We start from the raw sequence: 14,844 nt of genomic DNA, 5'->3' as shown, positions 1-14,844 counted from the left end.
ATGCCTTTTATTATGCCACTGCTTACTGATTACCCTTCTAATCAGTCGGCTATTTCATTGTGCTGCAAAATGCAGAATAATCCAACAAGAATATGATACTAAAACTTCTAAGATGTTTCAAAATGCCCACAAGATGTTTCAATTTGTAAAAATGGCGGAACTTTTTGCACCACAAAATGGTCTGGGAAATACGCACTAATAATCAAAAAAAATATTTATTGGTTCACAATCAATCACATACACACAAATAACTCTATAGCACTGAATGGTAAAACAAAACTATCATTGGTGACTAAAATAACAGTCGCTATCATCATTAACTTTATTTATTACCGTCATTCAGTTCTGAATGTCTGTTTACCCCTATTTCAACCGGATGCCTCGCATCCGGTTTTTTTTACCCTTCTTTACACAACTTTAATTTATCTGTGCTACGGCAAAAAATTCCCTAACGACTATTAATCAATCAATTAGCCTGTCAATTGCCCTTATTCAGCCAATGTCTTGTTATTTCGTGCGATTCTTCCGCCTGTACTTTGTCAATATCGCGACTGGTCAGCGTTGTTGGCGCGGTTTCATTGGCGCTTCGATTCTAAGATAATTCCTGGAGAGTATCGCGCCGCTGGCACCATTCTGTAGTATGGATTTACGCCATTAGCCTTTATACTGCCTGCAGCATCTGCTTTGTTGCCAGTTACTCTGGCGCTACATCCTGTTTACAAACAATGATGAGTCGTTCAGCCACAAGATGACCCCGAAAAAATTCTCCCTGATCCCCGGCAACATCAGCCGCTTCTTCATTTTGATGGTTATTGTCCTGCTGGCGACGATGGGGGTGATGATTCAAAGTGCCGTCAATGCCTGGCTGAAAGAGAAGAGCTATCAGGTGGTTGATGTCTCCCACGCCTTGCACCAGCGCATTGACACCTGGCGCTATGCCACCTGGCAGATCTACGACAATATCGCCGCGACCTCGGCTAACGCTGCGAGCGGTGGCTTGCAGGAGACGCGTTTAAAACAGGACGTCTACTACCTTGAGAAGCCCCGGCGTAAAACCGAAGCGCTGATTTTTGGCTCCCACGATAGCTCGACCCTCGAGATGACGCAGAAAATGTCCGATTATCTCGATATTTTGTGGGGTGCGGAAACCATCCCATGGTCGATGTACTATCTCAATGGTCTGGATAATAGCCTGATTCTGGTCTCAACCCTGCCGTTGAAGGACCTCTCCTCAAGCTTTAAAGAGTCAACGATCAGTAGCGTCGTGGAATCCCGGCGCGCGGAGATGCTGCTGCAGGCCAATACCCTTGATGAGCGCGAGACCTTCTCGCCGCTGCGCCATCTCGCCTGGCAGAACGCGCACTACTTTACGTTACGCACCACCTTCAACCAGCCTGGACATCTGGCCACGGTGGTCGCTTTCGACCTGCCGATTAACGATCTGATCCCGCCGGGCATGGCGTTGGACAGCTTCCGTATCGAGCCAGACCCGTCGCAAAACCTTGCCACCAATCCTGACAAAGAGACGACCGACCATATCGGGATCACCTTTAACGGCATGCAGATCGACATCGCCACCGATATCAGCACTACCGGTATGCAGTTGCTCTGGACGGTACCGCTGAGCAGCATGCTGCTGGCCGCCCTGCAGAATATTCTTCTGCCGCTGCTGCTCAACATTGGCCTGCTGGCGCTGGCGCTGTTTGGTTTTACCACCTTTCGTCACTTTAAAGGACGCAGCAGTCCGTCTGGCGCCGGGCTCCCTTCCGCCGCCAACAGCGAACTGCGTCTGCTGCGCGCTATAAATGAAGAAATTGTTTCTTTGCTGCCGCTGGGGCTACTGGTTCACGATCAGGAAGCCAACCGAACCCTTATCAGCAACCCTATTGCCGACCATCTGCTTCCGCACCTGAATCTGCAGAACATCACCAATATGGCGGACCAGCATCAGGGGGTGATTCAGGCTACCGTCAATAATGAGCAGTATGAAATCCGCCAGTATCGCAGCCAGGTAGCCCCGCGCACGCAGATCCTGATTATCCGAGACCAGGACCGCGAAGTGCTGGTCAATAAAAAGCTCAAGCAGGCCCAGCGCTTGTATGAGAAAAACCAGCAGGGGCGGGCGGCCTTTATGCAGCATATTGGCAGCGCCCTGAAGCAGCCCGCGCGGAACCTGGCGGCAGAGGCGGCGGCGCTCAGCAGTACAGAGAACCGAACGCTGGCGCAGCATGCCGATGAGCTGGTCAAACTGATCGATGACATTCAGCTCGCCAATCTGCTGGAAAGCGACACCTGGAAAACCAGCCAGGCGCTGTTCTCGGTTCAGGAACTGATCGATGACGTTGTACCGGAAGTTCTGCCGGCGATGAAGCGCAAGGGTCTGCAGCTGCTGATCAATAACGCACTTCCTGCCGGTGAGCAGCGCTACGGTGACCGTGAAGCCCTGCGACGCACACTGGTACTGTTAATCCAGTATTCCATCACCACCACGCCTATCGGCAAGATCACCCTCGACGTTTGCCAGGACGAGTCGGCCAGCGATCGTTTGACCTTCCGTATTCTGGATACTGGCAACGGCGTCTCGGCAAACGAGATCGACAATTTGCACTTCCCGTATCTCAACGAGACCCAGAGCGATCTGTACGGCAAGGCGAACGCCCTCACCTTCTGGCTGTGCGACCGCATGACGCGCAAACTGGGTGGGCAGTTGACCATCAAAGCGCGGGAGTCGCTGGGAACGCGTTATACCCTGCACCTGAAAATGCCGGCCAGCGAAGAGGCGCCAGAGGCGGGCGAACATCTGCTGGATGACGTTATCGTCCTGCTGGATGTGACTTCCAGTGAAGTGCGGCAGATTGTCACACGCCAGCTGGAGAGCTGGGGGGCGTCCTGCATCACGCCGGACGATCGGGCGACAAGTCAAGCGTTCGATCTGTATTTAACGGATAATCCGTCTAATCTTACTGCTTCGGGCTTGCTTTTAAGCGATGATGAGGTCGGGATACGCAAGATCGGCCCGGGACAACTGCGGGTCAACTTTAATATTAGCACGGCGATGCAGGAGGCTATCCTGCAGCTTATTGAGCAGCAGCTGGCGGAGGAGGCGGTTCAGCCCGCCACCTCAGGAAACGAGAGTAACGCCGAACTCCATGCCAGCGGCTATTACGCACTGTTTGCCGATACGGTACCGGATGATGTTCAGAGATTGTATACTGAAATCGAAGCGGGCGATTTTGCTGCTCTGGCGCAAACCGCCCACCGCCTCAAAGGGGCATTTGCTATGCTTAATCTGATACCCGGCAAGCAGTTATGTGAAACGCTTGAGCATCTGATTCGCGAAAAGGATGCGCAAGGCATAGAAAAATATATCAGCGACATTGACGCTTACGTCAAGAGCTTGCTGTAGAAGGTAGCCTTATACATGAACACTATGAACGTAATTATTGCCGATGACCATCCGATCGTACTGTTCGGTATTCGTAAGTCACTTGAGCAAATTGAGTGGGTGAACGTCGTTGGCGAGTTTGAAGACTCCACGGCCCTTATCAACAATCTTCCGAAGCTGGACGCCCATGTGCTGATCACCGATCTGTCCATGCCCGGTGATAAATACGGCGACGGGATCACGCTGATTAAATACATCAAGCGCCACTTCCCGGATCTGTCGATCATTGTTCTGACCATGAACAACAACCCGGCGATCCTCAGCGCGGTGCTGGATTTGGATATCGAAGGGATCGTTCTCAAGCAAGGAGCGCCGACCGACCTGCCAAAAGCGCTGGCCGCGCTGCAGAAAGGGAAGAAATTCACACCGGAAAGCGTCTCTCGTCTGCTGGAAAAAATCAGCGCCAGCGGCTATGGCGATAAACGCCTGTCGCCGAAAGAGAGCGAAGTGCTGCGTCTGTTCGCTGAAGGCTTCCTGGTGACCGAGATCGCTAAAAAGCTCAACCGCAGCATCAAAACCATCAGTAGCCAGAAGAAGTCGGCAATGATGAAGCTGGGCGTGGAAAACGACATTGCGCTGCTGAACTACCTCTCCTCCGTCTCGCTGAGTTCGACGGATAAAGAGTAATCCCTTTGTTTTCTCCGTCTCGCCCCGGCGAGACGGAGCTCCCCGTTATTCCCGCCCGTTACGTACCCGCGCCGCATACACCGTCAGCGTTTGCTTCAGCACGTCGAGGGTGACCGGCTTGGACAGGCAGCTGTCCATCCCCGATTCAAGACAGCGCTGCTTCTCTTCCGCCAGGGCATTGGCGGTGACGCCGATCACCGGCAGCGTCAGGCCAAGCTGACGAATGCGCTGCGTCAGACGATAACCATCCATATTGGGCATGTTGACGTCGCTGAGCACGATATCGATATGCTGTTTGCTAAGTACGTTGAGCGCGTCGACCCCGTCGTTAGCGGTCACGCACTGGTAGCCGAGCGATCCCAGCTGATCCGCCAGCAGACGGCGGTTAATCGGGTGATCGTCGACCACCAGGATCATCATGTCGTCGTTATTACCGATCTGCGCGTCCGGCGCCATCAGCGCCCGGCTATTCTCCGCGCTGTCGAGGGCGACGTGGAAAATACGCCCCAGCAGCGGCAGCAGTTCATGCGGCGTCGTCACGCTATGCAGCCACTCTCCGGCGGCTCGCTCCTGCGGGATGCCGATATGGCGGCGGCAGAAGATGACCATCGCACTCCCCTGCCAGCCCCTCTGCGCTTCATCGTCAGTCAGCAAGACATCGTCGGCGTCCGGCGTTTCTCCGGCATGGCGGCGTACCGTCAGGCCGTGATAGCTGAGCAGCGACGTGACGAACATCGCCAGCGAGGTATTATGAATTGCCAGCCAGCAGGTCTTGCCTGCGAAACCGTCCGCCGTCACCTGCGGTGTGTTCTGCACGCCATACAGCGGGATACGGATGGTAAAACGGCTGCCCATCCCCGGCTCCGTTTCCACGGCGATATCGCCATCCATCATGCTGATCAGCTTTTCACAGATCGCCAGGCCAAGGCCGGTGCCCTGGAAGTTTCGCTGCACGCCGGTCCCCACCTGGAAGAAGGGGTCGAACAGGCGCAACACCTCTTTCGCCGGGATCCCCTCCCCGGTATCGCGGACGCTGATCTGCAGATAATCCCCCGCACACTGGACGTGCAGGATAATACAGCCGGTGTCGGTGAACTTAATCGCATTGCTCAGCAGGTTAGAGATCACCTGCTGCAGGCGCATCGGGTCGCCGGACATCTGCTCCGGGACATCCGGCTCGATAAAACAGTACAGACCCAGCTGCTTGCGTACCACCAGCGGCAGATAGTTAGCAGAGATATGGTTCATCACTTCGCGCGGGGAAAACTCCCGCGGCTCGATCTTCAACTGCTCAGACTCGATTTTCGAGAAATCGAGAATATCGCTGATGATTTTCAGCAGCAGGCTGGAAGAGTTGTTCATCGCCGTCACCAGGCGATCAACGCCCTTCGGCAGGGCCTTAGTCTGCAGCAGATCGAGGTTACCGATGATGCCGTATAGCGGGGTACGCAGCTCATGGCTGACGGTCGCAAGGAACATCGATTTCGACTGGCTGGCCTGTTCAGCCGCCTGGGCCATCTCCTGCAGCGACTCCTCCATTTTCACGCGGACGGAAACGTCCACCAGCACGCAAATGGCGACGTTTTCATTGCGATAACGCGAATGGACAAAGCTAATCTGCAGGTTGGTATGGTTGCTGGTCAGCACATCGACAAAGTTGACCTGCTGGCCGCAGATAATCTGCGTCAGCCGCTGGCGATCCTCATGGGTCAGCATATTCAGGTAGTTGTGCGCCAGCTCGTTACTGAGAATATTGGTCCCGTCGACGGTGCGCAGAATACAGATCCCCACCGGGGCTGAGGCCACGATTTTGCGGTTGAACTGTTCATGCTCTTCCAGTCGCTGCGCATCATTTTCCGCCGGGATAAAAATGCGCCGCTCATACATTCGCGCCAGCGCAAACAGCATTGCTCCGGTCAGAATATTGAGAATGATGGCGTTGATGATGAGCATGCGGATCCGCTCCAGCACCTGGTCCACCGAAACGGAATAGACGATACTTAAGGAGGACGGCGCCAGGCTTTTTTTCAGCACCAGCTCGCGAAAGCCTGCGCTGTAGCCAAACCACATCCGCTCCTGCATCCACTTCGCTTCGCTCTGGATTTTGCCTTCCGCGCCGGCCAACGAGATCAGCGGCTGGCCGTTATCGTCAAAAATCGTCACGCTCATCGGCAAACTGCCTGGCGTGAAGAAGCTTTCCATACGGATGGTCTGCTCCACGCCGAGCATCGCCTGCAGACGGTTGGCCATATAGACCGGGGTCAGGGCATAAAAGTAGCCCACGCCGGGGCGCACGCCCTGGCTTATCCAGAACAGGTTGTTGCCGCGCTCGTTTTGCGGCGCGTTGCGATATTGCTCAATGCGCTGATGCAGGACTTTCAGCGCCTGATCGCGCTCAATCGGCACGTCCCGTAGGCCAAAGTTGGCCATGCAGAGGTTATCGCTGCCAATGAGAAAGATGCGGTTAAGGTCGTAGGCAGCGGTAAAATTATCCCGCCAGTAGCGCATAAACCACGCCAGTGATTGCAGCGAATTACGCCAGGTGCTGCTCATCGCGCTGCAGTCGGAATCTGGGTACAGGGGTTCAAAGTTGGGCACCGCGATATCGCCGTTTTGCCCTTGCGCTACCGCGTCCCCTGCCGACAAGCGGTTACCGGCGACGTACTTCAGCTCTTTAATCACGTCCGCCGTACGCTGAATATAGCGCTGGGCCTGGTCGGCGTTGAGATTGAGCTCCTGATGGATCTCGGCTTCCCGCTCGTGCAGGGCATTGACGATATAGAACACAGAGACAAACGCAATCAGCAGCCACAGTAATACCGCCAGCGCTCTGAACAGATAACGTGAAACCTTCAGGGTTGTATGAAACGAGGCAAGATATTTCAATGTGGCGATGCTCGGCCGTCAGGGACTCAACAGAATGGGGTTAAAGTAGCGGTAAACCGGCTTTGCCGCAATCTTAATGCAAAAAGGGCCGGGAGAATACCCGGCCCTTTCAGAACATTTACCTGGGACGATTACTCTTCGTCTTCGGCGATGTCGTCATCGGTATCCGCTTCCGGGGCGATATCGTCATCGCCTTCCGCTACGCTACCGTCGATGGCATCCAGTTCTTCGTCGTCCACCGGCTCTGCCACGCGCTGCAGACCCACCACGTTTTCATCTTCCGCGGTGCGGATGAGGATCACGCCCTGGGTGTTACGGCCCACGATGCTCACTTCGGAAACGCGGGTACGAACCAGCGTCCCGGCGTCGGTGATCATCATGATCTGATCGCAGTCATCCACCTGCACGGCGCCCACCACGGAGCCGTTACGCTCGGTGACTTTGATCGAGATAACGCCCTGAGTGGCACGCGATTTGGTCGGATACTCCGCCGCTGCGGTACGTTTACCGTAACCGTTTTGCGTTACCGTCAGGATCGCGCCTTCGCCGCGCGGAATAATCAGCGAGACGACGCTGTCGTTTTCCGCCAGCTTGATGCCGCGTACGCCGGTGGCGGTACGGCCCATGGCGCGAACGGCGTCTTCTTTGAAGCGCACAACCTTACCGGCCGCGGAGAACAGCATCACTTCGTCCTGACCAGAGGTCAGATCGACGCCGATCAGCTCATCGCCTTCGTTCAGATTGACCGCGATGATACCGGCGGAACGCGGACGGCTGAACTCGGTCAGCGCGGTTTTCTTCACGGTACCGCTGGCGGTCGCCATAAAGACGTTGACGCCCTCTTCGTACTCGCGGACCGGCAGGATGGCGGTGATACGCTCATCGGCTTCCAGCGGCAGCAGGTTGACGATCGGACGACCGCGCGCGCCGCGACTGGCTTCCGGCAGCTGATAGACCTTCATCCAGTACAGACGGCCACGGCTCGAGAAGCAGAGGATAGTGTCATGGGTGTTAGCCACCAGCAGGCGGTCGATAAAGTCTTCTTCTTTAATGCGCGCTGCTGACTTGCCTTTACCGCCACGACGCTGTGCTTCGTAGTCGGTCAGCGGCTGATACTTCACATAGCCCTGATGCGACAGGGTGACCACCACATCTTCCTGGTTGATCAGATCTTCGATGTTAATATCAGCGCTGTTGGCAGTGATTTCGGTACGACGTTCGTCGCCGAACTGGTCGCGGATCAGTTCCAGCTCTTCGCGAATCACTTCCATCAGACGGTCGGCGCTGCCGAGAATGTGCAGCAGTTCCGCGATCTGCTCCAGCAGCTCTTTATATTCGTCGAGCAGTTTTTCATGCTCAAGGCCGGTCAGTTTCTGCAGACGCAGATCCAGAATCGCCTGAGCCTGCTGCTCGGTCAGGTAGTATTTACCGTCGCGCACGCCGAACTCTGGCTCCAGCCATTCCGGACGCGCGGCGTCATCACCGGCGCGCTCCAGCATCGCCGCAACGTTACCGAGATCCCACGCCTGGGCAACCAGCGCCACTTTCGCTTCTGCCGGGGTCGGCGCGCGACGGATCAGTTCGATAATCGGGTCGATGTTGGCCAGCGCAACGGCCAGCGCTTCGAGGATATGCGCCCGGTCGCGCGCTTTGCGCAGTTCGAAAATCGTACGACGGGTCACCACTTCACGGCGGTGGCGTACAAACGCGGCGATGATGTCCTTCAGGTTCATGATCTTCGGCTGACCATGGTGCAGAGCAACCATGTTGATGCCGAAGGAGACCTGCAGCTGGGTCTGGGAATAGAGGTTGTTGAGCACCACTTCCCCTACCGCATCGCGCTTCACTTCAATCACGATGCGCATCCCGTCTTTATCAGACTCGTCACGCAGCGCGCTGATGCCTTCCACGCGTTTTTCTTTGACCAGCTCGGCGATTTTCTCAATCAGGCGCGCTTTGTTCACCTGATACGGAATTTCGTGCACGATGATGGTTTCGCGGCCGGATTTCGCGTCCACTTCCACTTCCGCGCGCGCGCGGATGTACACTTTACCGCGACCGGTGCGGTAAGCCTCTTCAATGCCACGACGGCCATTAATAATGGCGGCGGTCGGGAAATCAGGGCCTGGAATATGCGCCATCAACCCTTCAATGCTGATGTCTTCATCGTCAACATACGCCAGACAGCCGTTGATCACTTCCGTCAGGTTATGCGGCGGTATATTGGTCGCCATCCCTACGGCGATCCCGGAGGCGCCGTTCACCAGCAGGTTAGGAATTTTGGTCGGCATGACGTCCGGAATACGCTCCGTACCGTCATAGTTGTCGACGAAATCGACCGTCTCTTTTTCAAGATCGGCCATCAGCTCATGAGCGATTTTCGCCAGACGAATTTCGGTATAACGCATCGCCGCGGCGGAGTCGCCGTCGATGGAACCGAAGTTACCCTGGCCGTCCACCAGCATGTAACGCAGCGAGAACGGCTGCGCCATACGAACGATGGTGTCGTATACCGCGGAGTCGCCGTGCGGGTGGTATTTACCGATTACGTCACCAACGACACGGGCTGATTTTTTATAGGCTTTGTTCCAGTCATTGCCCAATACGTTCATGGCGTAAAGTACGCGACGGTGTACCGGCTTCAGGCCATCTCGGACATCCGGCAGCGCACGGCCAACAATGACCGACATCGCATAATCCAGATAAGAGTTCTTAAGCTCTTCCTCAATGTTGACCGGTGTAATTTCTCTCGCAAGGTCGCTCATCTAACCGCTATCCCTCTACTGTATCCCGGATTCAAAGGTCGCAAATTATAACACAGCCGCGCTAATAGAGGTAAAGCAATACGGTTTATTCATGGCGCGCTGCTGATATACTCGCAGGTCTGAACAGAAAAGGAGTAAAAGCGCCCATGAATGCCGAAAAAACGTCGGTAGCCCCTAACGTCGATCATGCTGAAATCGCCAAATTCGAAGCCGTCGCCTCGCGCTGGTGGGATCTGGAGGGCGAGTTCAAACCGCTCCACCGCATCAACCCGCTGCGGCTGGGCTATATCGCCGAACGCTCCGGCGGCCTGTTCGGTAAAAAAGTCCTCGATGTCGGCTGCGGCGGCGGCATTCTCGCCGAGAGCATGGCGCGCGAAGGTGCGACGGTCACCGGACTGGACATGGGCGCCGAACCGCTGCAGGTCGCGAAGCTGCACGCCCTGGAGAGCGGTATTCAGGTGGACTATGTTCAGGAAACGGTTGAGGAACATGCCGCGAAGCATCCGCAGCAGTATGACGTCGTGACCTGCATGGAGATGCTGGAGCACGTGCCCGACCCGCAGTCGGTGGTGCATGCCTGCGCGCGGCTGGTGAAGCCCGGCGGCCAGGTCTTCTTCTCCACCATCAACCGCAACGGCAAGGCCTGGCTGATGGCGGTGGTCGGTGCGGAATATGTCATGAAGATGGTGCCTAAGGGCACTCATGATGTGAAGAAGTTTATCAAACCGGCCGAGCTGCTGAGCTGGGTAGATCAGACTACTCTGAAAGAGCAGCATATCATCGGTCTGCATTACAATCCGCTGACCAACACCTTCAAGTTAGCGCCGGGGGTTGATGTTAACTATATGTTGCATACGACCGCCAAACAGGACTGAGGTCAGCACCTGCGCTTATGATGATTGCGCGGCATCAAGCCGCGTGATTATTTCTTCCGATGAAGAAATCAGCACTCGATCAAATTTTCATTTTTTTTTCTGTTTTATTGACTTCTTCTCCAGGCCTTATGCGACGTGGACTTGCGGATTATTACCCTTCCGCAACCTCAATTTAACGTCAAAATCAACCCTTGTACTCAAAAGATTCCTTACTAAAATACTCACCATATAGCGTTTCTTTTATCGACAACCCCCTACATATAGTATTTATCCACAGAGTTAGTCACAACGGCCTTCTGTGGATAAACGGGGGATATTTTCTTTCACGGACAGGTAAAATCCACATGAATCAGAGTCTGCTGGTGACAAAGCGCGACGGGACCACCGAGCGCATCAATCTCGACAAAATCCATCGCGTACTGGATTGGGCGGCAGAAGGACTGAATAACGTTTCGATTTCCCAGGTAGAGCTGCGCTCTCATATCCAGTTCTATGACGGCATCAAAACCGCGGACATCCACGAAACCATTATTAAAGCCGCTGCGGATTTGATCTCCCGCGACGCGCCGGATTACCAGTACCTCGCCGCGCGTCTGGCGATTTTCCATTTGCGTAAAAAAGCCTTCGGCCAGTTTGAGCCGCCGGCGCTCTACGATCACGTGGTGAAGATGGTCGAGAAGGGTAAATACGATCATCATCTGCTGGAAGACTACACGGAAGAAGAGTTCCAGCAGATGGACGGTTTCCTCGACCACTGGCGCGACATGAACTTCTCCTACGCAGCCGTTAAGCAGCTGGAAGGCAAGTATCTGGTACAAAACCGCGTTACCGGCGAAATTTATGAGAGCGCACAGTTCCTCTATATTCTGGTCGCCGCGTGTCTGTTCTCGAACTACCCGCGCGAAACCCGTCTGGACTACATTAAGCGTTTCTACGACGCGGTATCGACCTTTAAAATCTCGCTGCCGACGCCAATCATGTCCGGCGTGCGCACCCCAACCCGTCAGTTCAGCTCCTGCGTGCTGATCGAGTGCGGCGACAGCCTGGATTCCATCAACGCCACCTCCAGCGCGATTGTGAAATACGTTTCCCAGCGCGCCGGGATCGGCATCAACGCCGGGCGCATTCGCGCGCTGGGCAGCCCGATCCGCGGCGGCGAAGCCTTCCACACCGGTTGCATTCCGTTCTACAAACATTTCCAGACCGCGGTGAAATCCTGCTCGCAGGGCGGCGTTCGCGGCGGCGCGGCGACCCTCTTCTACCCAATGTGGCATCTGGAAGTGGAAAGCCTGCTGGTGCTGAAAAACAACCGCGGTACCGACGCCAACCGCGTTCGTCATATGGACTACGGCGTACAGATCAACAAGCTGATGTACACCCGTCTGCTGAAGGGCGGCGACATTACCCTGTTCAGCCCTTCCGATGTCCCGGGCCTGTATGACGCCTTCTTTGCCGATCAGGACGAGTTTGAGCGCCTGTACACCCAGTACGAGCAGGACGACAGCATTCGCAAGCAGCGTATTAAAGCCGTTGAGCTGTTCTCGCTGATGATGCAGGAACGCGCCTCTACCGGCCGCATCTACATCCAGAACGTCGACCACTGCAACACCCACAGCCCGTTCGATCCGGTAGTCGCCCCGGTGCGTCAGTCTAACCTGTGCCTGGAGATCGCCCTGCCGACCAAACCGCTGGAAGACGTCAACGACGAAAACGGCGAAATCGCGCTGTGCACCCTGTCGGCCTTCAACCTCGGCGCGATTGACAGCCTCGACGAGCTGGAAGAGCTGGCGGTGCTGGCGGTGCGTGCCCTGGATGCACTGCTGGACTATCAGGATTACCCGATCCCGGCCGCCAAACGCGGCGCGATGGGGCGTCGTACGCTGGGCATCGGCGTGATCAACTTCGCTTACTATCTGGCGAAGCATGGCAAACGCTACTCCGACGGCAGCGCCAACAACCTGACGCACAAAACCTTCGAAGCGATTCAGTACTACCTGCTGAAGGCCTCCAACGAGCTGGCTATCGAGCAGGGCGCCTGCCCGTGGTTCAATGAAACCACCTATGCGCAGGGTATCCTGCCGATCGATACCTATAAGAAAGACCTGGACGGCATCGTCAGCGAATCTCTGCACTTCGACTGGGAAGCATTGCGCGAATCCATTAAAACCCACGGTCTGCGTAACTCCACGCTCTCCGCACTGATGCCGTCCGAGACCTCGTCGCAGATCTCCAACGCCACCAACGGCATTGAGCCGCCGCGCGGCCACGTCAGTATCAAAGCGTCCAAGGACGGTATCCTGCGCCAGGTGGTGCCGGATTACGAAAATCTGCAGAACGCCTATGAGCTGCTGTGGGAAATGCCGAACAACGACGGTTATCTGCAGCTGGTGGGTATCATGCAGAAGTTTATCGACCAGTCGATCTCTGCCAACACCAACTACGATCCGACGCGCTTCCCGTCCGGAAAAGTGCCGATGCAGCAGTTGCTCAAAGACCTGCTCAACGCCTATAAATTCGGTGTCAAAACGCTGTACTATCACAACACCCGTGATGGCGCAGAAGACGCTCAGGATGACCTGGCCCCGTCCATCCAGGACGACGGCTGCGAAAGCGGCGCTTGTAAGATCTAAGTTATTTTTGCCGGGTGGCGCGATGCTTACCCGGCCTACGATTGTGTAGGCCCGGCCAATGCAGTACCGCCGGGCAATACATTTCAACAGGACTCACTTCAATGGCATACACCACTTTTTCACAGACGAAAAACGATCAGCTGCTGGAACCGATGTTTTTTGGCCAGCCGGTTAACGTGGCCCGCTACGATCAGCAAAAATATGACATCTTTGAAAAGCTGATTGAAAAGCAGCTCTCCTTCTTCTGGCGTCCGGAAGAGGTTGACGTTTCCCGCGATCGCATCGACTACCAGGCGCTGCCGGAACATGAAAAACATATTTTCATCAGCAACCTGAAGTACCAGACGCTGCTCGATTCCATCCAGGGCCGCAGCCCGAACGTCGCGCTGCTGCCGCTGATCTCCATCCCGGAGCTGGAAACCTGGGTGGAAACCTGGGCCTTCTCCGAGACCATCCACTCACGCTCCTACACCCATATCATCCGCAACATCGTCAACGATCCGGCGACCGTGTTCGACGATATCGTGACCAACGAGCAGATCCAGAAGCGTGCGGAAGGCATCTCTCACTATTACGATTCGCTGATCGAAATGACCAGCTACTGGCACCTGCTGGGCGAAGGCACCCACACCGTCAACGGTAAAACCGTGACCGTGAATCTGCGCGAGCTGAAAAAGAAACTCTATCTGTGTCTGATGAGCGTTAACGCCCTGGAAGCGATCCGCTTCTACGTTAGCTTCGCCTGCTCCTTCGCTTTCGCCGAGCGCAAGCTGATGGAAGGCAACGCCAAAATTATCCGCCTGATCGCCCGCGATGAAGCGCTGCACCTGACCGGCACCCAGCATATGCTGAACCTGCTGCGCTCCGGCAGCGACGATCCGGAGATGGCGGAAATCGCCGAAGAGTGCAAGCAGGAGTGCTATGACCTGTTCGTGCTGGCGGCGCAGCAGGAGAAAGAGTGGGCGGACTATCTGTTCCGCGACGGCTCGATGATCGGCCTGAACAAAGATATTCTCTGCCAGTACGTCGAGTACATCACCAATATCCGCATGCAGGCAGTGGGCCTTGATCTGCCATTCCAGACCCGCTCCAACCCAATCCCATGGATCAACACCTGGCTGGTCTCCGATAACGTCCAGGTGGCGCCGCAGGAAGTGGAAGTCAGCTCGTATCTCGTCGGTCAGATCGATTCTGAAGTCGATGCCGACGACCTGAGCAACTTCCAGCTGTAATGAAGCGGATTTTCCTGAAAATCTCTGACACTCGCCTTGAGTGTCAGGATGAACACCCTTCCCTGCTGGCTGCGCTGGAGTCGCATAATATCGATGTGGAATATCAGTGCCGCGAAGGCTATTGCGGTTCCTGCCGCACGCGTCTGGTTTCCGGCCAGGTTGACTGGCTGACCGAGCCGCTGGCCTTTATCCAGCCGGGGGAAATTTTGCCCTGCTGCTGCCGGGCGAAAGGCGATATTGAGATCGAGATGTAGTCTTGTCAGGTGGCGCTACGCTTACCTGACCTACAAAACCGCAGTTCGTAGATACTGTTATCGGTTTGCAACTTTTTCGCTTGAGAAAAACGTTTATCGCGTGTCGCTTCAGAGGATATTGCGCTCCCGG

Annotated in this window: 8 protein-coding genes; 6 read left to right on the top strand and 2 right to left on the bottom strand. The window is 55.5% G+C overall.

All coding sequences use genetic code 11. The features are described from left to right. The first annotated feature begins 748 nt into the window (after window positions 1-748). Both rcsD and rcsB read left to right on the top strand, forming a co-directional pair. Window positions 749-3,406: a phosphotransferase RcsD gene (gene rcsD, locus N438_RS21770; protein WP_116696507.1), complete on the top strand. Its 2,658-nt coding sequence runs from the start codon at window positions 749-751 to the stop codon at window positions 3,404-3,406. A gap of 15 nt (window positions 3,407-3,421) precedes the next feature. Beyond that, window positions 3,422-4,072, top strand: coding sequence for a response regulator transcription factor RcsB (rcsB, locus tag N438_RS21765; RefSeq protein WP_004201684.1), 651 nt, complete (start codon window positions 3,422-3,424; stop codon window positions 4,070-4,072). Window positions 4,073-4,117: 45 nt separating this feature from the next. Here the strand turns inward: rcsB and rcsC are convergent, their stop codons facing one another. Both rcsC and gyrA read right to left on the bottom strand, forming a co-directional pair. Then, on the bottom strand, window positions 4,118-6,958 hold the full coding sequence (gene rcsC, locus N438_RS21760) for a two-component system sensor histidine kinase RcsC (protein ID WP_116696506.1): 2,841 nt from the start codon (window positions 6,956-6,958) through the stop codon (window positions 4,118-4,120). 131 nt (window positions 6,959-7,089) lie between these two features. Beyond that, complete coding sequence (gene gyrA / locus N438_RS21755; RefSeq protein WP_012967527.1) at window positions 7,090-9,723, bottom strand: DNA topoisomerase (ATP-hydrolyzing) subunit A; 2,634 nt, start codon at window positions 9,721-9,723, stop codon at window positions 7,090-7,092. A 146-nt stretch (window positions 9,724-9,869) separates the two neighbouring features. Between gyrA and ubiG the strand changes: the two genes are divergently transcribed. The 4 genes from ubiG to yfaE all read left to right on the top strand — a co-directional run bounded on the left by ubiG (window position 9,870) and on the right by yfaE (window position 14,714). Beyond that, the gene (gene ubiG, locus N438_RS21750; RefSeq protein WP_008803973.1) at window positions 9,870-10,598 is read left to right on the top strand and encodes a bifunctional 2-polyprenyl-6-hydroxyphenol methylase/3-demethylubiquinol 3-O-methyltransferase UbiG; all 729 of its coding nucleotides are present in this window, start codon (window positions 9,870-9,872) and stop codon (window positions 10,596-10,598) included. 344 nt (window positions 10,599-10,942) lie between these two features. Further along, complete coding sequence (gene nrdA / locus N438_RS21740) at window positions 10,943-13,228, top strand: class 1a ribonucleoside-diphosphate reductase subunit alpha (RefSeq protein ID WP_008803972.1); 2,286 nt, start codon at window positions 10,943-10,945, stop codon at window positions 13,226-13,228. Between the two features lie 101 nt (window positions 13,229-13,329). Then, window positions 13,330-14,460, top strand: a complete 1,131-nt coding sequence (nrdB, locus tag N438_RS21735) for a class Ia ribonucleoside-diphosphate reductase subunit beta (protein WP_004140835.1) — start codon at window positions 13,330-13,332, stop codon at window positions 14,458-14,460. Then, entirely contained in the window at window positions 14,460-14,714 is a 255-nt protein-coding gene (gene yfaE / locus N438_RS21730; protein WP_002913017.1) for a class I ribonucleotide reductase maintenance protein YfaE, read from the top strand. Before nrdB ends, yfaE begins: the two co-directional genes overlap by 1 nt. The last annotated feature ends 130 nt before the right edge of the window (window positions 14,715-14,844 follow it).

It is taken from the genome of Klebsiella sp. GL120222-02 (genome assembly GCF_003097195.1).
GTDB classification, from domain to species: domain Bacteria; phylum Pseudomonadota; class Gammaproteobacteria; order Enterobacterales; family Enterobacteriaceae; genus Klebsiella; species Klebsiella variicola.
Note: the sequence above shows the minus strand (reverse complement) of the source record. Positions and strands in the feature narration are given on the sequence as shown.

Excerpts from the sequence above, each read along its gene's own strand:
- rcsD (WP_116696507.1), top strand. The coding sequence starts at position 749 with ATGACCCCGAAAAAATTCTCCCTGATCCCCGGCAACATCAGCCGCTTC.
- rcsB (WP_004201684.1), top strand. The coding sequence starts at position 3,422 with ATGAACACTATGAACGTAATTATTGCCGATGACCATCCGATCGTACTG.
- gyrA (WP_012967527.1), bottom strand. The coding sequence starts at position 9,723 with ATGAGCGACCTTGCGAGAGAAATTACACCGGTCAACATTGAGGAAGAG.
- ubiG (WP_008803973.1), top strand. The coding sequence starts at position 9,870 with ATGAATGCCGAAAAAACGTCGGTAGCCCCTAACGTCGATCATGCTGAA.
- nrdA (WP_008803972.1), top strand. The coding sequence starts at position 10,943 with ATGAATCAGAGTCTGCTGGTGACAAAGCGCGACGGGACCACCGAGCGC.
- nrdB (WP_004140835.1), top strand. The coding sequence starts at position 13,330 with ATGGCATACACCACTTTTTCACAGACGAAAAACGATCAGCTGCTGGAA.
- yfaE (WP_002913017.1), top strand. The coding sequence starts at position 14,460 with ATGAAGCGGATTTTCCTGAAAATCTCTGACACTCGCCTTGAGTGTCAG.